The 22477-nt window shown below is 59.9% G+C and carries 23 protein-coding genes; 10 read left to right on the forward strand and 13 right to left on the reverse strand.

Annotated features, from left to right (window positions below; translation table 11 throughout):
- Positions 1-38: 38 nt before the first annotated feature.
- Genes HX803_RS23520 through HX803_RS23530 form a run of 3 tightly spaced genes read right to left on the reverse strand, consistent with a single transcriptional unit; the run spans position 39 to position 3889 of the window.
- Positions 39-1337: a cytochrome c gene (locus tag HX803_RS23520; protein ID WP_178923947.1), complete on the reverse strand. Its 1299-nt coding sequence runs from the start codon at positions 1335-1337 to the stop codon at positions 39-41.
- A 12-nt stretch (positions 1338-1349) separates the two neighbouring features.
- Positions 1350-3134: a GMC family oxidoreductase gene (locus tag HX803_RS23525; protein WP_178923948.1), complete on the reverse strand. Its 1785-nt coding sequence runs from the start codon at positions 3132-3134 to the stop codon at positions 1350-1352.
- A gap of 2 nt (positions 3135-3136) precedes the next feature.
- Complete coding sequence (locus HX803_RS23530) at positions 3137-3889, reverse strand: gluconate 2-dehydrogenase subunit 3 family protein (protein WP_178923949.1); 753 nt, start codon at positions 3887-3889, stop codon at positions 3137-3139.
- A 273-nt stretch (positions 3890-4162) separates the two neighbouring features.
- Here HX803_RS23530 and HX803_RS23535 point away from each other — a divergent pair, with 273 nt between their 5' ends.
- Positions 4163-4810, forward strand: a complete 648-nt coding sequence (locus tag HX803_RS23535; protein ID WP_178923950.1) for a dual specificity protein phosphatase family protein — start codon at positions 4163-4165, stop codon at positions 4808-4810.
- Between the two features lie 2 nt (positions 4811-4812).
- Here the strand turns inward: HX803_RS23535 and HX803_RS23540 are convergent, their stop codons facing one another.
- The 3 genes from HX803_RS23540 to prlC all read right to left on the reverse strand — a co-directional run bounded on the left by HX803_RS23540 (position 4813) and on the right by prlC (position 9266).
- Positions 4813-6816 carry a M3 family metallopeptidase gene (locus HX803_RS23540; RefSeq protein WP_178923951.1) on the reverse strand — a complete coding sequence of 668 codons (2004 nt, stop codon included), beginning with the start codon at positions 6814-6816 and terminating at the stop codon, positions 4813-4815.
- Between the two features lie 126 nt (positions 6817-6942).
- Positions 6943-7218 (reverse strand): YheV family putative zinc ribbon protein, encoded by a 276-nt coding sequence (locus HX803_RS23545; RefSeq protein WP_010207776.1) that lies wholly within the window; start codon positions 7216-7218, stop codon positions 6943-6945.
- Positions 7215-9266 carry an oligopeptidase A gene (gene prlC, locus HX803_RS23550; RefSeq protein ID WP_372339940.1) on the reverse strand — a complete coding sequence of 684 codons (2052 nt, stop codon included), beginning with the start codon at positions 9264-9266 and terminating at the stop codon, positions 7215-7217. Before prlC ends, HX803_RS23545 begins: the two co-directional genes overlap by 4 nt.
- Before the next feature lie 102 nt (positions 9267-9368).
- On the opposite strand from prlC, the gene HX803_RS23555 reads away from it, so the two are divergent.
- Complete coding sequence (locus HX803_RS23555; protein ID WP_178923954.1) at positions 9369-9911, forward strand: gamma carbonic anhydrase family protein; 543 nt, start codon at positions 9369-9371, stop codon at positions 9909-9911.
- A complete protein-coding gene (locus HX803_RS23560; RefSeq protein ID WP_178923956.1) occupies positions 9908-10567 on the forward strand; it encodes an HAD family hydrolase in 660 nt (219 codons plus the stop codon). The genes HX803_RS23555 and HX803_RS23560 overlap by 4 nt, the downstream gene beginning before the upstream one ends.
- Before the next feature lie 95 nt (positions 10568-10662).
- Here HX803_RS23560 and HX803_RS23565 read toward each other — a convergent pair whose 3' ends face one another.
- A complete protein-coding gene (locus HX803_RS23565; protein ID WP_178923958.1) occupies positions 10663-11706 on the reverse strand; it encodes an aminopeptidase in 1044 nt (347 codons plus the stop codon).
- A gap of 139 nt (positions 11707-11845) precedes the next feature.
- Here HX803_RS23565 and HX803_RS23570 point away from each other — a divergent pair, with 139 nt between their 5' ends.
- Positions 11846-12268, forward strand: a complete 423-nt coding sequence (locus tag HX803_RS23570; RefSeq protein ID WP_178923960.1) for a hypothetical protein — start codon at positions 11846-11848, stop codon at positions 12266-12268.
- On the opposite strand, the gene HX803_RS23575 is transcribed toward HX803_RS23570, so the two are convergent.
- Positions 12269-12508: a DUF1161 domain-containing protein gene (locus HX803_RS23575; protein WP_178923962.1), complete on the reverse strand. Its 240-nt coding sequence runs from the start codon at positions 12506-12508 to the stop codon at positions 12269-12271.
- Positions 12509-12714: 206 nt separating this feature from the next.
- A complete protein-coding gene (locus tag HX803_RS23580) occupies positions 12715-13146 on the reverse strand; it encodes an OsmC family protein (protein WP_010207768.1) in 432 nt (143 codons plus the stop codon).
- Between the two features lie 217 nt (positions 13147-13363).
- Between HX803_RS23580 and HX803_RS23585 the strand changes: the two genes are divergently transcribed.
- The gene (locus tag HX803_RS23585; protein WP_021491416.1) at positions 13364-14365 is read left to right on the forward strand and encodes an LLM class flavin-dependent oxidoreductase; all 1002 of its coding nucleotides are present in this window, start codon (positions 13364-13366) and stop codon (positions 14363-14365) included.
- 151 nt (positions 14366-14516) lie between these two features.
- Here HX803_RS23585 and HX803_RS23590 read toward each other — a convergent pair whose 3' ends face one another.
- A complete protein-coding gene (locus HX803_RS23590) occupies positions 14517-14744 on the reverse strand; it encodes a DUF1161 domain-containing protein (RefSeq protein WP_178923964.1) in 228 nt (75 codons plus the stop codon).
- A 116-nt stretch (positions 14745-14860) separates the two neighbouring features.
- Complete coding sequence (locus HX803_RS23595; RefSeq protein ID WP_007953919.1) at positions 14861-15076, reverse strand: dodecin; 216 nt, start codon at positions 15074-15076, stop codon at positions 14861-14863.
- Between the two features lie 156 nt (positions 15077-15232).
- On the opposite strand from HX803_RS23595, the gene HX803_RS23600 reads away from it, so the two are divergent.
- Positions 15233-15559, forward strand: a complete 327-nt coding sequence (locus HX803_RS23600; RefSeq protein ID WP_003170746.1) for a YqjD family protein — start codon at positions 15233-15235, stop codon at positions 15557-15559.
- On the opposite strand, the gene HX803_RS23605 is transcribed toward HX803_RS23600, so the two are convergent.
- Positions 15556-16452, reverse strand: coding sequence for a LysR family transcriptional regulator (locus tag HX803_RS23605; protein WP_178923966.1), 897 nt, complete (start codon positions 16450-16452; stop codon positions 15556-15558). The genes HX803_RS23600 and HX803_RS23605 overlap by 4 nt on opposite strands.
- 110 nt (positions 16453-16562) lie before the next feature.
- On the opposite strand from HX803_RS23605, the gene trpB reads away from it, so the two are divergent.
- The 4 genes from trpB (at position 16563) to HX803_RS23625 (ending at position 21004) form a co-directional block, all read left to right on the forward strand.
- On the forward strand, positions 16563-17789 hold the full coding sequence (gene trpB, locus HX803_RS23610; RefSeq protein WP_178923968.1) for a tryptophan synthase subunit beta: 1227 nt from the start codon (positions 16563-16565) through the stop codon (positions 17787-17789).
- Complete coding sequence (trpA, locus tag HX803_RS23615; RefSeq protein WP_178923970.1) at positions 17789-18598, forward strand: tryptophan synthase subunit alpha; 810 nt, start codon at positions 17789-17791, stop codon at positions 18596-18598. The genes trpB and trpA overlap by 1 nt, the downstream gene beginning before the upstream one ends.
- Positions 18599-18736: 138 nt before the next feature.
- The gene (locus HX803_RS23620) at positions 18737-19174 is read left to right on the forward strand and encodes an anti-virulence regulator CigR family protein (protein ID WP_178923972.1); all 438 of its coding nucleotides are present in this window, start codon (positions 18737-18739) and stop codon (positions 19172-19174) included.
- Between the two features lie 171 nt (positions 19175-19345).
- Complete coding sequence (locus tag HX803_RS23625) at positions 19346-21004, forward strand: BBE domain-containing protein (RefSeq protein ID WP_178923974.1); 1659 nt, start codon at positions 19346-19348, stop codon at positions 21002-21004.
- A gap of 38 nt (positions 21005-21042) precedes the next feature.
- Here the strand turns inward: HX803_RS23625 and HX803_RS23630 are convergent, their stop codons facing one another.
- Entirely contained in the window at positions 21043-22347 is a 1305-nt protein-coding gene (locus HX803_RS23630) for an MFS transporter (protein WP_178923976.1), read from the reverse strand.
- Positions 22348-22477 lie beyond the last annotated feature (130 nt).

Below are 22477 nucleotides of genomic sequence, written 5' to 3' on the forward strand. Positions count from 1 at the left end.
AGGGTTCTGACCAGTGCCGTTTGGCGGTCAGGTACGCGTCAGTGTTTTTGCGTCACTTGGCCCAGGTCATCGCCCGAGGTGGTGCGCATATCATTCTTGCGCAGGTCCGCCACGTCACTGGCCTTCACAGGCGTGCCCTTGTTACCCCAACTGCCACGCACGAAACTGACCACATCCGCCACTTCCTGGTCCGACAGGCGCCACGCAAACGCGGGCATGGTGAAGGTAGACGGCGCCGTGTGGGTGGCCGGCAAGGTGCCGCCGTTCAACACGATATTGATCAAGGACGTCGCATCCGCCGTCTGCAACACGGGGTTGCCCGCCAGCGCCGGGAATACACGCGTGTAGCCGTGGCCGTCGGTGCGGTGGCAAGCCGCGCAGTTGTCGATATACACCGAGGCGCCCGGCTTGCTGTCATCGCCTTTCCACAGCGCGTCAGCCACCTGCTTGTCGTACAGGTGCGGCTGATCTTTCGGATCCACCGCCGGCAGGCTCTTGAGGTAACGGGCGATAGCGGTCAGGTCATTTTCCGACATGTACTGCATGCTGTGGACCACCACATCGCTCATGCCGCCGAACACCGCGCTGCGGTCACTGCGACCGGTCTTGAGGAATTGCACCAGTTGCTCCTCGCTCCAACTGCCGAGGCCGTCCTTATGGTCACCGCGCAGGCTTTTGGCGATCCAGCCTTCCAGCGGCGCACTGCCGGACAAGAATGCATTGCCGTCAGTGGCGCTCAGGGCTTTTTCCTGCATCGTCAGGGCACGCGGCGTATGGCACGCGCCGCAGTGGCCCAGGCCTTCCACCAGGTACGCACCGCGGCTGATCACCGGGTCGGCAGCCGCCTGTGGTTGCACCTCTGCAACCGTCGGCGCGAACATCCAGCGCCATGCTGCCAACGGCCAGCGCATGCTCAGGGGCCAAGGAATATCGCTGTCCTTGTTCTCTTGGGCAACCGGTTCCACACCCTTCATGAAGTACGCATACAACGCCTGCATATCGCTGTCGCTGACGCGTGCGTAAGACGGGTAGGGCATCGCCGGGTAAAGCGTACTACCGCTCTTGGCGACGCCATGGCGCACGGCCTTGTCGAAGTCCTCGAAGCTGTAGTCGCCCAGGCCGGTCTTGTCCGGGGTGATGTTGGTGGAATAGATCACGCCGATGGGCGTTTCCATCGGCAGGCCACCGGCGAAGGGTTTACCGCCCTTGGCGGTGTGGCAGGCCACGCAGTCGCCGGCGCGGGCCAGGTATTCGCCCTGCTTGATCAGGTCGGTGTCAGCCGCACTGACGGAACAGCTGCTGAAGAGCGCCAGGGAGGCGATAACGAATGCTTTCATGGTCATCGCTCCTTATGCCTGAACCAGTGGGCCGGGGTTTTTCAGGTACTGCTCGCGGATCGCCCGCGCCGACCAATAGGCCAGCGCCGCCACCAAGCCGGTCGGGTTGTAGCCCAGGCCTTGTGGGAAAGCGGACGCGCCCGGGACAAACACGTTGTGCACATCCCAGCACTGCAGGTAGCGGTTCAACGCGCTGGTTTTCGGGTCGGTGCCCATGATCGCGCCGCCATTGAGGTGGGTGGTCTGGTACGAGGCGGTGTTGAAGTGCTCACCGACTTTCTTGCCCAGCAGCGCGATGGCCTTGGGGTTCATCGCCTGCGCGACCTTGCCCATTTTCTCGACCATGAAGCGGTTCATCTTGATGTCGTTTTCCTGCCAGTCGAACGTCATCCGCAACAACGGCAGGCCGTAGGCATCGCGGTACACCGGGTCCAGGTCCAGGTAGTTGCCCCGGTAGGATTGATGGGCGCCGTGGGCGTCCATCGACACCTGGTGGGTGTAGTAATCGGCGGTAGCGCGCTTCCAGGCACTGCCCCAAGCCGGGGTGCCCGGTGGGTTTGAGGTGCCGGCAATCGGGCGGCTGCCCGCCTGGTTGACCCACATCGGCGAGCCGCCGACAAAGCCATGCGGCCCGTGGTCGAAGTTGTCGGCGTTGAAGTCGTCGATGGCCACGCCATTACCACCCGCACCGATGAAGTTGTTGGTGTGGGTGTCCTTGTCGAAGAACGCCTTGATGGTCGCCATGTTCTGGTAGGCGAAATTTCTGCCCACCACGCCTTCATTGGTGATCGGGTCGTAAGGTTTGCCGATACCCGACAGCAGCATCAACCGCACGTTGTTGAACTGGAAAGACCCGAGGATCACCAGGTCGGCCGGCTGCTCGCACTCCCGGCCCTGGCCGTCGATGTAGGTCACGCCGGTGGCCTTGCTCTTGGTGCTGTCGAGGTTGACCTTGAGCACGTGGGAATTGGGCCGCAGCTCGAAGTTCGGCACCTGGCGCAGGGCCGGCAGGATGTTCACGTTCGGCGAAGCCTTGGAGTACATGTAGCAGACGTAGCCGCTGCAGAAACCGCAGAAGTTGCATGGGCCCATCTGCGCGCCGTAGGGGTTGGTGTACGGCCCCGAGGTATTGGCGGACGGCAGGTTGTAGGGTTTGTAGCCCACTTCGGTCGCAGCTTTCTGAAACAGCTGTGCGGAGACGGTGTTTTTCTGTGACTCCAGCGGGAACGGGTTGGAGCGATCCGGCGCATACGGGTTACCGCCACGGCCTTCACCCACCAATTGCCCCTTGACCGTCCACGCCTGGCCCGAGGTGCCGAACACCTTCTCGGCGTAGTCGAAAAACGGCTCCAGCTCTTCATAGCTGACGCCGAAGTCCTGGATGGTCATGTCCTTGGGAATGAAGTTTTTACCGTAGCGCTCTTCGTAATGGCTGCGCATGCGCAGCTCAATCGGGTCGACACGAAAGTGCACGCCCGACCAATGCAAACCTGCGCCACCCACGCCATTGCCCGGCAGGAATGCGCCCAACTGACGGTTGGGCAGAGCGACGTCATTCACGCTATGGCGAATGGTCACCGTCTCCTTGGAGATGTCCTGGAAGAGTTTTTTACGCACGCTGTAGGTCAGCTCGTCGATGACCTGGGGATAGTTGCCGTCCGGGTAAGTGTCCTGCATCGGGCCGCGCTCCAGCGCTACCACGTTAAGGCCTGCTTCTGTCAGCTCCTTGGCCATGATCGCGCCGGTCCAGCCGAAACCTACGATCACCGCATCCACTTTCTTCATGATGGTCGCCACGTTTATGCCCTCTCGCCGCGAATGGAAACAGCCGGGAAGGGGTATTGCTCGTTGCGTTCAACCCAGTCCATGAAGTCGGCGCGGGCGCCGGGGAAACCAATCATGGTCCAGCCGACCATGCCTTTGTTGCCGCCGTGGATCGGGTCGCAGAAGAACCCTTCCTTGGTGTTTTGCAGCAACAGGTTGAAGAACATTTTCGGAGGTACTGCTGCGAAATGCGCGCTGACTTCACTGCCGCCAGCCTCCAAACGACGCAACATATCGTCTCGGGTAGCGCTGTCTTGCGCAGCAAAAGCTTTCCCGTTGAACGCCTTCGACCACGCATCCGTGGCGGCGATACCCAGGCGATAAATTTCCTTGGGTACCAATTTGGACTGCCACCCCATCTCTGGCGGGGCGTCGGCGTTGAACGGGCCTTGCATGAACCACAGTGCGCCACTGGCGTAAGGCGTGTTCATCTGGCGGTCGATGTATTCCGGCGCGCCGGCTTCCAGCGCACCCGGGCCCTGCTCATCCGCGGGAATCAACTGCGCAACAGCAGCGTTGATGAAGGCCCACTCTTCGGCCGTGAAGTAGGTCGGTTCGTAGGGCTTGTCGCTGGCGGCCGACGGGGCGGGAGCAGCCTGGGCCGGCTCGGGCGTGGCCATCAGCATCGAGCCACCCAGGCCCGTGCTGGCAACCGTGACCACCGGGATCAAGGTCAAGGATTTGCGCAAAAAGTCACGCCGGGGGTTGTCTTGATCTTGATCAGACATAGAGGCACCTCATCATGAAGTCACGGGTTGATCAGCCGCTTCTGGGAGCAGCGTGAAGGTTTGCCAAGGCATGGGATCCAAGGGGATAGAACACACTGGCAATCAATAGTTACAAATGATAGCAGGCTAAGCATCGAGGGAATCGATTCAGCTTCAAAAACAGCGGATCAGATGCAGCGGTTCACGATCCTTTGACGCACACCTCACACCCCATTCACCCCCTCAAGACCACTCTGGGCGCCATTACCACTCCCTTATCGGGTCACGTCACGCATGTTCACTCTTCGATTGTTACCGGCCCTCAGCCTGGCGCTCCTTGCGATGTTTATCGGCGCCCCTGCCCAGGCCGACGATGCCACGTCTATCCGACCACCCGAGTGGGCTCAGCCAGTAGGCGACCAATTCAATCTGCATCAGATGACGCCCACGCTGTATCGCAGTGCCTTGCCAGACAGCAATGCGCTGCCCGTGTTGGACCAACTGAAAATCGGCACGGTGATCAACTTCTTGCCGGAGTCTGATTCGGCGTGGCTGAAGTCATCTGATATCAAACAGGTACAGTTGTCTTATCGCACCAACCATGTCGATGATTCCGACGTGCTCGCGGCGCTTAGGGCGATTCAGGAAGCCGAAGCCAACGGCCCGGTGTTGATGCATTGCAAACATGGCTCTGACCGCACCGGCCTGATGGCGGCGATGTACCGCGTGGTGGTGCAAGGCTGGAGCAAAGAAGATGCGCTGAACGAGATGACCCAAGGCGGCTTCGGCAGCAGCAACGGCTTCAAGGACGGTGTTCGCTACATGATGAAAGCGGATGTCGCCAAGTTACGCACGGCACTGCAGAACGGAGAGTGCAGCACCAGCGCCTTTGCCCTGTGTTCAATGAAAAGCTGGATGAACACGGCCAATTCCGACACCTGACTTCAGGGCGCGCGCCCCGAGGGTTCCTCTGAAAACAACCGCACCGACTCAAGCAATGAACGAGAGTGGCCGGGAGCGAGCACCTGCTCGCGAAACGCCCGACCCGTCGCGGCATTGAAAACACCTTCGCGCTCAAACCTTTTGAAGGCTCTGCGCGCCAGCACCTCAGACCATTGGTAGGCGTAATACCCACCTTCATATCCCGATACCAAATGGCTGAAGCTGTTGGCATAACGCACAGTGTCCAGCGACGGCAGGTGACCGACTTCACGGTTGGCGCTCGCAAATACGTGTTCAATGGTACGTCCATCGTCCTGTGAGCCGTGTACTTCCATATCAAACAATGCAAGCGTCAACGACTCTGCCTGCTCCCAGGAAGACTGGGTATCGGTATACAGGGCTTGTTGCCGAGCCATCGCCATGGGCAAAGACGCCCCCGTTTTGAAATGGCTGGAAAGCCATGCGAGACAATCCGGCGAGTCACACCAGCGTTCGAAGAACTGGCCGAAAAATTCCGCGCTGTCGATACCTGAGTCATCAGTACCCATTTTGGTGCGGTAACCGATGCCCACCAATAGTTGCTGCAAGCAATGACCGAACTCATGAAAAAGGATCTTGAGTTGCCGATGTCCGAGCAAACACGTCTCATCGGGGGTACCTTCAAACTGAGTGAACAGCACAGCCATCGGTTGCACCCTGCGACTTTCAGCCGTGGTCCAGCGGTTTCTCAACGATATTGCGTAGGGGTAACCCCCGTCATTTTGCCGATACGGCACAAAAAAGATCTGCCCCAGCACTTCACCATGTTCTGTTATCTGAAAGAGACGGATCCCGGAAGCCCAAGCATCGAAGCCATAAAGCTCGCTGATTTCGATACCAAACAGTTGCTTTACGAGCGCAAATAGCTGAGACAAGGTGTTCTCGAGAGGAAAATAGACGCGCAGATCATCTTCGGAAACCCCGCAGGTTCTTTGCCGGATGATTTGCGCCAGGAACGCGAAATCCCAGGGCTGCAGGCCTGTCAGTCCAAGCTCATGCCCCAACGCCTCAAGCACCTGTTTGTCATGTGCAAAGACTGTGCGTGATGACGCAATTTGATCACGAATAAAATCCAGGACTTGATCCCGGGTCTCCAACATTTGCAGCTCGAGTGCCAATTCAACAAAATTGGCGTAACCCAATAGCATGGCTTTCTGATGACGGCTGACCCTCAGCATTTGCAACAAGGGGCCATTGTCGAACTGACCAGCGTGCGGGCCCAGGTCAGAAGCACGCGTGTTGTAGGCAACGAAAATCTCCTCTCGCAATGTTCGATCCTGCGCGTAAGCCATGCATTCCCGGTAAATCTCGTCATTCAGGGTAATAAGCCAACCCTGCACGTTAGCCGCTCGCGCCTTTTGCGCCATCCGTGCCTTGAGGGTCGGGGTGAGTCCCTGCAATCGCGATTCATCGGTGATGTGTTTGCGCCACGCGTTGTTAGCCTGTTCCAGTCGGGTCAGGAACAATTGCTGGTGACCGGCAATTTTATGGTCGAGCATCACCCGTTTTTTCTGCATAGCCGGTTCCAGCTCAATGCCGGCCAGCCGAAATTTTTTCAGCGTGCGCTTCAGCAAACTCTGGCGGGACGCATCAAACAGCGCCGCAGATGAACTCGCGGCCAACGCTTTGTAGCAGTCGTACAGCCCTTGATTACCTGTCAGCTCTTGGGTGAACGCTGAAGCCCGAAAAGTGGCCAGCGCACTGGCCTCCAACCATCTTGGGTCGGTAGTGGTGCTGTCGAGGATGTAAATCACCGATAGCACCTCGTCAATGCGGGAGGTAACGGCTTCCATCGCCAACATCAAATCATCCCAGTTTGGGTGGTGTCGCTGGCTGGCAATGATACGGGCTACTTCGGCGCGACTGCTCAGCACAATCGCGTCGATGGCAGGCACAAGGTGCTCGGCACGGATGGCCGAGAAAGGCGGCAGGTGATAGTCCTGCAACAGAGGGTTGAGGTCCGGCATGGTGCTTCCTTGATAACCGCAAAAGGGGGGCAGCCATCCTGGAACACGCGACAGAATTGAGGGGCGTAGATGCTTAATGCTCTTCGCCCTGAAACCTGTGTTTCAGGGCAAAAAACATCACATCAGTCAGTCCTTTTTCAGCTTCGGATTGGGGAAAAACTGCACCGCCTGCACCTTCGGGTCCGCTGGCGCTTTCAACGCCGACGTATTCACCCGCGTGCCCAATTCCTTGGGCACCGACAAGCCCTGGTCATTCAGCGTGTCGGTATAACCGCAGGCCACGCACTCACGGTGTGGCACGTTGTCTTCGGTCCACATCTTCAACTTGTCCGGCTCGCTGCACGCCGGGCAAACCGCCCCGGCGATAAATTGTTTCTTGGTAATCACAGGCCCTTCACTCATGCTGCCGCGTCCTCACTCAGGCCGCTGTGGCGCAAGAGTGCGTCAATCGACGGCGCGCGTCCGCGGAAATCGACGAACAGCACCATCGGCGCCTGGGAACCGCCACGGGCCAGGATCGCTTCGCGGAAGGCGCGACCGGTCTCGGCATTGAGCACGCCGTCTTCTTCGAACTTGGAGAAGGCATCGGCCGACAGCACTTCGGCCCATTTGTAGCTGTAGTACCCCGCCGCGTAACCGCCCGCGAAGATATGCGCAAAGCTGTTGGGAAAGCGGTTGTAGGCGGGCGGACGCATCACCGACACCTCATCACGCACACCCTCCAATACCTGAGCAACACTGCGGCCGTCGCCGTGAGTGGCGTGCAGCTCGAAGTCGAAGAGCGAGAACTCCAACTGGCGCACCATCATCAGGCCGGATTGGAAATTCTTGGCGGCGAGCATTTTTTGCAGCAGGTCTTGTGGCAGCGGTTCGCCACTTTCGTAGTGGCCGGAGATCAGCGCCAAGCCTTCCGGCTCCCAGCACCAGTTCTCCATGAACTGGCTCGGCAGCTCCACCGCATCCCAAGCCACCCCGTTGATACCGGAAACGCCGGCGTGTTCAACGCGGGTCAGCAGGTGATGCAGGCCGTGGCCGAACTCATGGAACAGCGTGGTCACTTCATCGTGGGTCAGCAGGGCAGGTTTGCCGCTGTCGGCAGGTGTGAAGTTGCACACCAGGTTGGCCACCGGGCTTTGCAGTACGCCGTCGATCGTGCGGCGACGGTCACGCGCGCCGTCCATCCACGCGCCACCACGCTTGTTGGCGCGGGCGTACAGGTCGAAGAAGAAGCGGCCCACGTGCTGGCCGTTTTCCTTGATTTCAAACAGACGGACATCCGGGTGCCAGGTGTCGAAGCCTTTTTGCTCGGCGATTTCAATGCCGTACAGGCGTTGCACGATGGCGAACAGGCCGCTCAGTACTTTGTCGATGGGGAAGTAGGCGCGCAGGGCTTCCTGGGAAACGCTGTAGCGCTGCTCGCGCAGTTTTTCGCCGTAGAAACCACTGTCCCAGCTTTGCAGGTCCGCGCAGCCTTGTTCGGCGGCGTAGGCCTTGAGCTGTTGCAGGTCCTGGGTGGCAAACGGCTTGCTGCGCTTGGCCAGGTCGCGCAGGAAACTCAGGACCTGGTCGCTGGACTCGGCCATCTTGGTGGCCAGGCTCAGTTCGGAGAAGGACGCGTAGCCCAGCAACTGAGCCAGTTCCTGGCGCAGGTCGAGGATCTGCTCCATAACCGGGCCGTTATCGTTCTGACCGGCATTCGGGCCTTGGTCCGACGCGCGGGTGCAATAGGCCGCGTACACTTCCTCACGCAGCGCGCGGTCCTGGGCGTAGGTCATCACCGCGTAGTAGCTCGGGAACTCCAGGGTGATCAGCCAGCCGTCGAGGCCTTTGGCTTGGGCAGCGGCGGCCATCTGCGCCTTGGCCGAGTCGGTCAGGCCGGCGAGGGTGGATTCATCGGTAACGTGTTTGGTCCAGGCCTGGGTGGCATCCAGCAATTGGTTGGAGAACTTGCTGCCCAGCTCGGACAGTTTGCTCTGCACTTCGGCGTAGCGTTTTTGCTGCTCGGGCGGCAAATCGATACCCGACAGGCGGAAGTCACGCAGGGAGTGTTCCAGGATGGTTTTTTGCGCCACATCGAAACCCGCGGCTTCCGGGCTGTTGGCCAAGGCTTCGAAGGCCTGGAACAGCGCACGGTTCTGGCCCATCTCGGTGGAGTAGGCGCTCAACGCCGGCAGGCAGCTTTCGTACGCTTCACGCAGTTCGGCGCTGTTGCACACGGCGTTGAGGTGGCTGACCGGGCTCCAGGCAGCGCCCAGGCGATCATTCAGTTCGTCCATGGCCAGCACCAGGCCAGCCCACGTAGGGTTTTTGCCCTGGCTTTGCAGGATGCCTTCGATGGCGACGCGGTTGTCGGCGAGGATCTGTTCGATGGCCGGCTGGACGTGCTCGGCACGGATCGCCGAGAACGGCGGCAGGTCGTAGGACTGCAAAAGTGGGTTGTTCGCGCTCACGGTGGGTACCTTGGCTGAAGAAACATGTAAGAACAAAGATGGGGCCATCTTAATTACAATCAATGCCCACCGCAGCTATCAGCAGAAGAGAGAGAGGCTATCGTGACCCTTCGCACCTATCAGAACCACACGCCAACCCTGGGCGCCGGGGCTTTTGTCGATATTTCGGCGGTGGTGATCGGCGATGTCGAAATCGGCACCGACAGCTCGGTTTGGCCGCTCACGGTGATCCGTGGCGACATGCACCGCATCCGCATCGGTGCCCGCACCAGCGTGCAGGACGGATGCGTGCTGCACATCACCCATGCCGGCCCGTTCAATCCGGACGGTTTCCCGCTGCTGATCGGCGACGACGTGACCATCGCCCACAAGGTCATGCTGCACGGCTGCACCGTCGGTAATCGCATTTTGATCGGCATGGGCAGCATCGTGATGGACGGCGCGGTGGTCGAGGATGACGTGATCATCGGCGCCGGCAGCCTGGTGCCACCGGGCAAGAAACTCGAGAGCGGCTTTTTGTACGTGGGCAGCCCGGTTAAACAAATCCGTCCGTTGACCGACAAGGAGCGTGCCTTTTTCACCTACAGCGCAGCGAACTACGTGAAGCTCAAAGACCTGCACCTGGCCGAAGGATTCAATCAATGACCCTGAACTACACCACCGTCCTGTTCGACCTGGACGGCACCCTCACCGACCCGCGTGAAGGCATCACCCGTTCGATCCAATACGCCCTCGGCAAGCTGGGCATCGACGAGCCGGACCTGACGAAGCTGGAACACTTCATCGGCCCGCCGCTGCTGCAAGCCTTCATGCAGTTCTACGGCTTCGATGAGGCCAAGGCGTGGGAGGCGGTGAATTTTTATCGCGAACGCTTCAAGGTCACCGGCCTGTATGAAAACCGTGTGTTCGAAGGCGTGATGCCGTTGCTGGAAGACCTGAGCAGCCAAGGCCGCCAGCTCTACGTGGCCACGTCCAAGCCCTGGGTGTTTGCCCGCGAAATCGCCCGGCATTTTGATTTCGCCAAGCATTTCAAGGTGATCTACGGCAGCGAGCTGGATGGCACGCGTACCAACAAGGTTGAGCTGATCGCGCACTTGATCCGCGAAGAAGGCCTGGACCCGGCCACCACCTTGATGATTGGTGACCGCAAGCACGACCTGATTGGCGCGCGCAGCAATGGCCTGGATTCGGCGGCGGTGGGGTATGGGTTTGGCAGCTTCGAGGAGTTGAGTGCCGAGGCGCCGACCTGGCATTTTGAGACGTTGGCGCAGATGCATCAGGCGTTTTTGCAGCGGCCTTGAGATTGCCATCGCCGGCAAGCCAGCTCCCACAGTTGACCGGGTTCCACATTTGAAATGGGGTCAACTGTAGGAGCCGGCTTGCCGGCGATGAGGCCCTAAAGACCACCCCCTTCCAACCGTTTCAACGCCGCCTTGCGCTGCGCCACCGGCAACCCACCCATCTTCTCCACCGCCGCAAAAAACCTCACCCAATCCCCATCCACCTGCCGAAACAACGCCGCAAACGCCGGCACCCACTGGTCATACAGCCCGAACGGCAACAGTCGCGCATTGTTCATCGGCTGGTTAATCCACACGTCATAGCGTTTATCCCCCGCCCACCGGCTGTCGCGCATCTGCCGGTAATCACGGCGCAAGCGCTCAAACTCTGCGGCTTTGGCCTGGCGCATCACATCGGCGGCCAACGGTTGGGCGTACAGCGTTTCCAGGCGCTTGCGAGTGTCGAGCACCAGCCGGATGAACTGGTCGCGTTGCTTCAATGCCGCGTCGCTGACCGGCGCCAGGCCGCGTGCAGCACGCCATTGGCGGGTGCCTTCCTGCTCAACGAAGTTGGCGTAGGACTCGTTGAACTCGGTGTCGTCCTTCACATAAAAACGCTGGTGCGCCAATTCATGGAAGATCAGCGTGGCCAGGCGCTCATCGCCCCAGTTCATCATCGAACTCATGATCGGGTCGTTGAACCAACCCAAGGTCGAATAAGCCTCCACCCCGCCAATCGACACGTCCATGCCCCGTTGCCGCAACAACGCCGCTTCGCCACGCGCCGCGCCCTGGTTGTAATAACCGCGATAGGCCACGCAACCGGCAATCGGAAAGCAATGGGTTTCAGGTGAAAGGGAAAACTCCTGAGTGGCAAACACATTCCAGACCACGTAAGGCCGGCCAATGTCCGCGTACAACCTGTAACTCTGGTTGTCGGGCAAGTGCAGGTGTTCGCTGGCAAAGGTGCGCGCTTTCTGCGATTGCACCAAGTGCTCACGCAAAACCTGGGGGCGGGAAGGGTCGGCGATCACCTCGGCAACCGGCTCACGCGCACGCAGCAACTGCCATTGGCCGCTGGCCAACTGGCTGTAATAGCTGACGCTGGAACAGCCGCTGAGCAGCACCGCCAGCAACCCTGGAAGAAAACGCCTGACCATGCCCCGACTCCTGGGTTATTGATTCGCCAGACTATCCTGCCCGCACGGAATTTTTCCATGGCGTGGCGTGTTTATACTCATAGGGAGTCTGCTGCCATCCGCGCCAGGCTCAATTCTTTCCAACCGTTGAGTGCCTGCCATGCGCCAGCTCTTGCTTCCCCTCGCCGCCGTGTTCCTCACAGCGTGCGCAACCACGCCGATCCCGCCAGCGGACCCGCACCAGGCCTGGGTCGACTTCATCACCCCGACACCCGGTGCCAAGCTGGTAATGGCCCAGCGCCTGGACGGCAAGAACCTCAACGATGGGCGTTTCTTCCAGGTGCCACCGGGCAGCCATGAGCTGATGGTGCGCTTCGATTTCGAGGTAAATACCGGCACGGGGATCGGCGGGCTGGACCAGACGCGCGACCGCACCTGCTTCATGACCCTGCAGTACGACAATTTCCAGGCGGGGCAGCACTATCAGTTGGAAGGACGCTCGCTGGCGTTCACGCCCAACATCCGGCTGTATGACGCTGCTGGCAAGTTACTGGCCGAAGAGCGCAGTGTGAACTGCCTCTGATCAGTCGTTGTTTTTCTGGTAGAGGATGCGCTTGGAGCCGTTTTCGCAAGAACCGACAATCATCGCACTGTCGTGATTCTTGGCTTCTTCGGCGGTGATGATTTCCAGGGTGTACGAAGGAATCGCCTTGGCCTGGATATTCGTTTCAATCTCTTTCCTGAGCTCTTCACAATCTTTTGGAGCGGCCACGGCCGACGTGGCCAGAACACCGCAGATGATCGCCAAGGCAAAACGTTTCATGTGTGAAGCTCCCTGAATGCACTGCGCACGGGTGTGCGCCTAGGCAGTAATGGCTATTCGACCACAGTTTGTAAATGCGAGTTCTGATTTAACACAAACCAAATGTGGGAGCGGGCTTGCTCGCGAATGCGGTGTGTCAGTCAATAAATCTGTGACTGTTACACCGCATTCGCGAGCAAGCCCGCTCCCACAGGGGTTCTGTTGCGTTAGTTTACGAGAGTGGCATCCAGGCTGATTTTTGCATTCAGCACCTTGGAGACCGGGCAACCTTCCTTGGCCTTTTTGCTCAGTTCATCGAACTGCGCCTGGCTCGCGCCGGGGATCTTGGCCTTGAGGATCAGGTGCACAGCGGTAATGGCGAAGCCGCCGTCGACTTGATCCAGGGTGACTTCGGCCTGGGTGTCGATGCTGTCAGCCTTGAGGCCGGCATCACCCAGAATCATGGAAAAGGCCATGGAGAAGCAGCCGGCATGGGCCGCGCCAATCAATTCCTCAGGGTTGGTGCCCTTGCCGCCCTCGAAACGCGCCTTGAAGCCGTAGGGCGCTTCGCGCAATACGCCGGTTTCCGTAGAGATGGAGCCCAGGCCAGTCTTCAGGTCACCTTCCCAATGCGCGGATGCTTTTTTCACGATACTCATAGCGATCTCCTCGAACGGTGGTTTTGCGTCAGTAAGGGTTCTGAGGATAGACGCCCCGCCAAAGTTCATCTTGTCGGAGAAACCTAGCAATGCAGTAGGAAATTTCCATCCTCGCTATTGAATCTCGGGTATATGCCCACATCTCATTAACCATGCACATGAAGCGGCAGGTTTTGGTTCGTCTATAAGCCTGCGCACCTAATGGAGAAGCAGGCTTATGAAATCGCTGTCCGACGTGAAGTTCTCGACCCTCGACCTCGTGCCCGTGCGCGCCAACGGCAGCCCGGCACAGTCGTTGCGCAACTCCCTGGACCTGGCCCAGCACGTGGAAAAGTTCGGCTACAACCGCTTCTGGGTGGCCGAGCACCACAACATGGACGGCATCGCCAGCTCGGCTACTTCGGTGTTGTTGGGCTACCTGGCGGGCGGTACGTCGACCATCCGCGTCGGCTCCGGTGGCGTGATGCTGCCCAACCACGCGCCGCTGGTGATTGCCGAGCAGTTCGGCACCCTTGAAAGCCTCTACCCCGGCCGTATCGACCTGGGCCTGGGCCGTGCGCCCGGCTCCGACCAGATGACCGCCCGCGCCCTGCGTCGTGAGCGTTCCGGCAGTGCTGACGATTTCCCCGAAGATGTCGCCGAACTGATGGCCTACCTGGGCCCGCGCACCCCCGACCAGCGGGTGATTGCGGTTCCCGGCACCGGGACCAACGTGCCGGTGTGGCTGCTGGGCTCCAGCCTGTTCAGCGCACAGCTGGCAGGTGAGCGAGGCTTGCCCTACGCCTTCGCCTCCCATTTCGCACCACGCCTGATGCACGAGGCGATCCGCGTCTACCGCAACCACTTCAAGCCTTCAGCCGTGCTGGACAAGCCCTACGTCATGCTTGGCATTCCGCTGGTGGCCGCCGACACCGATGAGCAGGCCGATTACCTGGCGACTTCCGTGTACCAGCGCATTCTCGCCCTGATGCGCGGGCAGAGCCTGGTGCAGCGCCCACCGGTGAAAACCATGGACGGCCTGTGGCTGCCCCATGAAAAAGACGCTGTAGGCAGCTTCCTGGGCCTGGCGATGGTGGGTAGCCCGGCGAAGATCCGCGCCAAGCTGGAAGTGCTGATCGAACAAACCGGCGCCGATGAGCTGATTTTCACCTGTGACCTGTACGAGCACGCCGACCGGATTCATTCCTACGAGTTGCTGGCGCAATTGATGAAGGGTTGACCCCCTCAGGCAAAAAAACGACGCACCTGTGGCGAGGGAGCTTGCTCCCGCTGGGCTGCGTAGCGGCCCCAAAAAATGGGAGCGCTACGCACTCCAGCGGGAGCAAGCTCCCTCGCCACAAGTGCGTCGAATTTATGTCTGCAACACGGGATTAACCGCGCTTGTAAGCAATTTCCTTGGTACCGGCTTCGCAGCTACCGACTACTTTGTAACCTTCGGCTACAGCGCCCTTGTCCACTACTTCCAGCGAGTAATGCTTGGCGCCCTTGGCGTCGATTTTCGCAGCAATTTCGCTTTTCAGCTCTTCACATGGCTTGCCCGCCGCCAGGGCTGTGCCCGCAATGCTCAACAAACCTACCGCTAACAGGAACTTCTTCATCCGTTACTTTCCTTGCGCTGATCGAAAAGAGCGTGCCGGCGCGCGTCGCGTCGGCACCCTAAGGTTGTAGCGCAGGTTATGGCAATCGGCCAGTCGGCAAAGTTCAACCGATGCCATCAACTACTGGCAATTCGGAACCCCACCTTGAGCGTGACCTGAAAGTGCGCGGCCTTGCCGTCCTTGATGTGGCCGCGGGTTTCAGTCACCTCGAACCATTCCAGGTGCTTGATGCTCTTGTTGGCCTCGGCCAGGGCATTGTTGATCGCGTCTTCGATGCTGGAGGTGGACGAGCCCACCAGTTCGACTTTCTTGTAGGTGTGATGATCACTCATGGCAGTTCTCCTAAGGGTCGTTAAGCAAGCGTAGCAGTCAATGTTCTTACTGCTTCTGGCGACCGTTCCTGGGTGAAAGTTCAGATTTACTGCACTTTCTGAAACCGCCGCAGTCGGTATCTACACCTGCCACTCAATCACTTCAGGAGAGTCCACATGGCCAACACTTCTTTACGCAAAGCGTCGCTGGAAAGCATGGAAGCCGAGATTTCGAGCCTGCTCAAATCGCTGGAAAGCCTCAAGGACGATGCATCCGACGAGTCGCGCAAAACCTTGAAGGCCCTGAAAAGCAATGCCGAGAATGCCCTCAAGCATTCCCGCCACTTGATCAGCGATGCCTACGAAGAAAGCAAAGTCAAAATCCGCGAAACCGGTGTTGCCACCCGGGACTACGCACAAGAGCACCCATGGACCACAGCCGGCGTCGCCGTCGGTGCATTGGGTCTGCTCGCCGCTTACCTGCTGTGCAAACGCGGCGATTAAACCGGTTCGCGCAGTAGCTCAGCCTTGAGCCACTGCGCCAGCTGCCCGGCGCGCCCATCTGCGGCACGCTTGGGTAGCCACAACGCCAGGTGCGCCGGGGTTTCACTGAAGCCCCATGGCGCCACCAGGCGGCCTGCCCGCAGGTCCTCGGCCACCAGTGGCTGCGGGGCAATCGCCACGCCCAACCCTGCCACTGCCGCCTCCAGCAAATAATACAAATGTTCAAAGCCCTGGCCGTGTTTCAACGCGCCGGGTTCGATGCCGTGCTGCGTGGCCCAACTGGGCCAGGCCTGTGGACGTGAGGTGGTGTGCAACAGCTTTTCACCACATAAAGCTTCAGCCGGCGCCTCGCGCAAGCGTTCATAACCGGCAAAGCGCGGGCTCATCACCGGGCCGATGCGTTCACTGGCCAGTTCATACACCTGCATGTCCGCCGGCCATGGCGGCTCCGCGAACACCAACAGCGCGTCCAGGCCTGGGCGGCGCGGGTCCAGATCACCATCACCCGCCGACAGGTGCAAACGCAGGTCCGGCAAATCTGCATTCAAGCGGCCCAAACGCGGGATCAGCCAGCGCGCCAACAAACTGCCCGAACAACCGAGCACGAAAGGTGCGTCGGCGCTGGCCTGGGTCAGTTCCGCACACACGCCTCTGAGCCGCTCGAACGCATCAGTGGTGGCATCACGGAGACGTACGCCCGCATCTGTGAGTTTAAGGCCGCGCCCATCCTTGGCGAACAAACTGATACCCAACTGTTCCTCCAGCACCTTCAACTGCCGGCTGACAGCACCGTGGGTCACATGCAATTGCTCTGCGGCCTGGCTGACGCTGTTCAATCGCGCAGTGGCTTCAAAGGCACGCAGGGCATTGAGAGGGGGAAGGTCTCGGCTCATCTGTGAGTTTTCCTGACAGGTTGCAGCGATCTTATCGGTTTTCAGCGCAGAAGGTCAGGGGTAGAGTGGCCCTCATTGCTTCCCACACCCATTCCTTCCTGGAGCGTCCCATGACTCAGTCCCAGACCGATCTACGCAACGGCCCAGACGCCAACGGCCTGTTTGGCGCGTTCGGCGGCCGCTACGTCGCTGAAACCCTGATGCCGTTGATCCTCGACCTGGCCCGCGAATACGAAGCGGCCAAGGAAGATCCAGCATTCAAAGAAGAACTGGCCTACTTCCAACGCGACTACGTGGGCCGTCCAAGCCCGCTGTATTTCGCTGAACGCCTGACCGAGTTCTGCGGCGGCGCCAAGATCTACCTCAAGCGCGAAGAGCTGAACCACACCGGCGCGCATAAGATCAACAACTGCATCGGCCAGATCCTGCTGGCGCGACGCATGGGCAAAAAACGCATCATCGCCGAAACCGGCGCCGGCATGCACGGTGTGGCCACCGCCACCGTGGCTGCGCGCTTCGGCCTGCAATGCGTGATCTACATGGGCACCACCGACATCGAGCGCCAGCAGGCCAACGTGTTCCGCATGAAGCTGCTGGGCGCCGAAGTGATCCCGGTGGTTGCCGGCACCGGCACCCTCAAGGACGCGATGAACGAAGCGTTGCGTGACTGGGTGACCAACGTCGACAGCACCTTCTACCTGATCGGCACCGTGGCCGGCCCGCACCCGTACCCGGCGATGGTCCGCGACTTCCAGGCCGTGATCGGCAAGGAAACCCGCGACCAGTTGCAAGCCCAGGAAGGCCGTCTGCCAGACAGCCTGGTGGCGTGCATCGGCGGCGGTTCCAACGCCATGGGCCTGTTCCACCCATTCCTGGATGACACCCGCGTTGAAATCATCGGCGTTGAAGCAGCCGGCCATGGCATCGAGACCGGCAAGCACGCCGCCAGCCTCAACGGCGGCGTACCGGGCGTGTTGCACGGCAACCGCACCTTCCTGCTGCAGGACGACGATGGCCAGATCATCGACGCCCACTCGATCTCTGCCGGCCTGGACTACCCCGGCATCGGCCCGGAACACGCCTGGTTGCATGACATCGGTCGCGTCCAGTACACCTCGGTGACCGACGACGAAGCCCTCGACGCCTTCCACAAATGCTGCCGCCTGGAAGGGATCATTCCTGCACTGGAAAGCGCCCACGCCCTGGCCGAAGTGTTCAAACGCGCACCGACCTTGCCGAAAGATCACCTGATGGTGGTCAACCTGTCCGGCCGTGGCGACAAAGACATGCAGACCGTCATGCACCACATGGAAACCTCTCAGCAGGAGAAACACTGATGAGCCGCCTGCACACCCGCTTCGCACAGCTTAAAGAACAGAACCGCGCCGCCCTGGTGACCTTCGTCACCGCTGGCGACCCGGGCTATGACACCTCGCTGGCCATCCTCAAAGGCCTGCCGTCCGCAGGTGCCGACGTGATCGAGCTGGGCATGCCCTTCACCGACCCGATGGCCGACGGCCCGGCGATCCAGCTGGCCAATATCCGTGCGCTGAACGCCAAGCAGAACCTGGTGAAAACCCTGCAGATGGTGCGTGAGTTCCGCAAGGACAACAACGACACGCCCCTGGTGCTGATGGGCTACTTCAACCCGATCCACAAGTACGGCGTGCCGCAGTTCATCGCCGACGCCAAAGAGGCCGGCGTTGATGGCCTGATCGTGGTCGACATGCCCCCAGAGCATAACGGCGAGCTATGCGACCCGGCCCAGGCCGCTGGCATCGACTTTATCCGTCTGACCACGCCGACCACCGATGACGTGCGCTTGCCCACCGTGCTCAACGGCAGCTCCGGCTTTGTGTACTACGTGTCGGTGGCCGGTGTGACCGGTGCCGGCGCCGCGACCCTGGAACACGTCGAAGAGGCCGTGACCCGCCTGCGTCGGCATACCGACCTGCCGATCAGCATCGGTTTTGGTATTCGCACGCCGGAGCAAGCGGCAGCCATCGCGCGGTTGGCGGACGGTGTCGTGGTAGGTTCGGCATTGATCGACCACATCGCCACTGCGAAAAATGATCAGCAAGCGATTGATGGCGTATTGAGCTTGTGCGCGGCGCTGTCGGAAGGTGTCCGTAACGCCCGTAAGTAAACGCCGTGTACCAGTAGGTAAAGTTCCTGATACAGAGGAATCAAACTGAAAACTCAGTACCTAAACTGACAAGACCAAGGGATTTCGAACCTCGTTCGAAATCCCTTTTTTGTTCGTGCAGTACTGAGGAAAGCCCCCATGAAAATGCCTAAACGCTTGATCGCCGGTCTCGGCGTGCTGATGCTGGGTGCCACTGCCCTGGCACACGCGGCGCCATACGATCAGGGCGGCCCCGACCGTGGCGGCCCGCAAGGCCAGCACGAGCAGCGCGGCGATGACCATCGCGGCCCGCCAGACAACCGTCGTGGCCCGCCGCAGGATTTCGGCCCGGTACGCCAGATCATCCACGACAACCACGGCCAGTTCGCCCGTGGCGCACCGCCGCCCCCAAACGTACGCCTGGTGCGTGGCCAGCCGCTGCCACGCGGCTATTATGGCGAACGCCTGGACAACCGAGCGCTGGGCCGCCTGCCGCAGTACCCAGGCTACGAATGGCGCCGTTCCGGGCCTGACGTGGTGTTGATCGCCGTGGGCACGGGGATCGTCTACGAAATCCTCGACGGCGTCCTGAACTAAGCCCTCTGCACCTGTATTTCTTCCGCTAGGCTTGAAGGGTGAACGTATGTTCCCCCTTCAATCCACTTCATGCCTATTGCCTTCTAACACCTCTGCAAGCCACGCATTCCTTGCCTCGAGGTTGTTAAGTTAGTCGCATCAGAAGTCATCCTTGGCTCTTTGGAGTACATCATGGCATTTGATCTCGTCACCCCGTCGGACCGTCGTCATTCAACCCTGCAAAAAGGCTTCAACCTTCGCTGGCCCCTGGGTAATGTCCAAGGCCAGTCCTCGCCCAACGGCGCCAACCTGATTTACCTGTGCTATAGCACCCAGGACATTATCGATGCCGCCGCCCAGGCGCTGGCAGTGCCCGATGGCCGTATCACCGTGCGCAGCGGCGGTCATTGTTACGAAGGTTTCGTCGCCAACAAAATGCCCGGCAATCCCAATGAAGTGTTGTCGATCCTCGATATCAGCCAACTCAACCAAGTGGTCTACGACCCCAAAGGGCAGATCGCTTCGGAACTGGTCCCCACTTCGCCACATCGCTACGGATTCCGCTTGGAGGCTGGCGGCCAGAACTGGGATGCCTACGTGGCACTGTACAAATTAGCCAACAAGAGCCTGCCAGGCGGCTCTTGTTACTCCGTCGGGCTGGGCGGCCATATTTGCGGCGGTGGCTATGGATTGCTGTCGCGCAAGGATGGCTTGGTATGTGACTGGTTGAGTGGCGTCGATATGCTGGTGCCCAATGCTCAAGGCAATGGCCTTGCACCTGTACACGTCTCCCGCAACAGCACCGATCAGGACGAGCGGGACCTGTTTGCCGCGTGTTGCGGGGCAGGCGGCGGACAGTTCGGGATTATCACCAGCTATTACTTCGAAGCGTTGCCCGAAGCCCCCAAGGAAGTGCTGTGGTTGGTGTTGGAGTGGGACTGGTCGCTGCTGACCAAGCCGGCACTCGACAAGTTGCTGACGGCCTATCAGGACTGGTTTTCTCGCAATCAAGCCAACCCCGACACGTGGGGCTTGGCGACCAAGCTGGAAATGCGGCATCAGAACACCGGCAACGTCACGATGGATGTTCATTACGTGGATAAGAACGGTGAGGTGAACGACCGAGCCCCATTCGAGGACTTTGTCAGCTCAATGCTCAATGCCATCGGTATTCCTGCCACCGAATGCCTGAGCCCTTTCCCAACGACCCACCTGCCACGCAGCAACCCGACCGGGCGCACGATCAACTCCGTGGAGTCTGCACTAGCAGCGACGCGCCAGATGGATTGGCTGCATTGCCAACAGACGCTCAACGGTTCCGGCCCGAACCAGCGTGGCCGATATAAGTCGGCTTACCAGACAGGTATTTTCACACCAACGGTACTGCAGGCGATCTGGGACACACTGACCTGGAATGACCCAGGTAAACAACTGACTCAGAGCCTGATCCAGATCCAGTCATTTGGCGGGCAGATCAATGAGGCCAGCGCCGCAGTACGCCGGGAGTCATCGGTGGCACAACGCTCGTCGTATCTTAAGTGGCAGCCGCAATGCTACTGGCGTGATGAAAGCACCGCATCAGATCAGGCACACGCACAGTGGATTCAAGGCTTGTTCTTCGCCGCCTTCGCCAATGACTCTGGTGTTCCCATCAATGCCCAATTCCAGGGGTGCTACATCAATTACCCCGACCGCGACATGCTATTTATCGACGGTGACCCCAACAAGGGACCGAACCCGCAGTGGTACAAGGTTTTCTTCCCCGACCTCATTATCGAAAGCCGTCTGCGGCGCACCAAGCAACGTTGGGACCCATTGAATGTGTTCCGTAACGAGATGTCGGTGCCGTAATCCAGAATGAAAAGGGCGACCTCAAGGTCGCCCGATTCCTACAACTCGATCCGCTCGACTTTACCGACCAGCAACACGTAAGAGAGCGCGCCGAGCAATGCCAACACGGCAATGTAGGTAATCGCCGGCGCAAACGAGTCGCCGCTGGCCAAAAAGCCAATCACGATGGGCGTGGCGATCGCCGACAAATTGCCGATGAAATTGAACACGCCCCCCGTCAGCCCCAATAACCGCGCCGGCGCCAAGGTCGAGACGAGCGACCAGGTGATCGACGCCAGGCCATTACCAAAGAACGCCACGGCCAGGAACGCAATCACCCACGCCGTCGAGTCCACATAGTTGGCGCCGATGATCGCCGTAGAGATCAGCAACCCGCCGATGATCGGCAGCTTGCGCGCAAACCCCACCGACGCGCCGCGACGGATCAGCCAGTCGGAAAAGATCCCGGAACACAGCACGCCGACAAACGCAGCAAGGAACGGCAGCGATGCCAGCAAGCCGGACTTGATGAAGTCCATGCCGCGATACTTCACCAGATAGGTGGGGAACCACGTCAGGAAGAACCACAGCGTGGAGTTCAGGCAGAACTGCCCGAGGTAGATGCCCCAGAGCTTGCGCTTGCTCAGCACGATCCCCAGGTCGACCCAACTGAACGGCGCCTTGGCGGTTTTTTCCTGCATGTCCACCAGGCCGCCACCTTCACGAATCAGCTGGATTTCCGCGCTGTTGGCACCCTTGAAATCCTTTGGCTCGCGGTACACCGCGTACCAGATGACCGCCCACAAGATGCCGACACCACCGGTAACAACAAACACCATGTGCCAGCCAAACGCGTGTTGCAGCCACGCCAGCACCGGCGTGAGAAACGCCAGCCCGACAAACTGCCCGGAGGTGTAGACGCCAATCGCCGTGGCACGCTCACGCTCGGGAAACCAGGTGGTGACCACTCGGCTGTTGATCGGATACGCCGGCGCTTCCAACGCGCCCACCGCCATGCGCAGCACGAACAGGGCGATAAAGCTGGCGGCAAAGCCGAGCATGACGGTCGCGATAGACCACAGCAGCAAAGCCGCCGTGTAGAGAATGCGTGGCGGCACGCGGTCCACCAGCCAGCCGCCCGGGATCTGCATGGCGGCGTAGGTCCAGCCGAACGCGGAGAAGATCAGCCCGACATGCACCGGGTCGATGCCCAGCTCGCTGGTCAGCGCCGGGGCGGCAATCGACAGGTTACTGCGGTCGAGGTAGTTGATCACCACGGTGATAAACAGCAGCACCATGATGAAGTAGCGCTTTCTCGTAGGCGTGACTAAAGAAGCCTGCCCGGTGAAGGATTCAGGGTGCATGGGGGTTGCCTCTTTTTATGTTTATTGAGGACGGATATTGGCTGACAGAACACGTCCGACTGTAGGAGCTGGCTTGCCAGCGATGGCGGTGGATCAGTGCCAGAGGTGCAAGCTGACCCGGCGCTATCGC

It is taken from the genome of Pseudomonas sp. P7548, from assembly GCF_013386585.1.
GTDB lineage: Bacteria > Pseudomonadota > Gammaproteobacteria > Pseudomonadales > Pseudomonadaceae > Aquipseudomonas.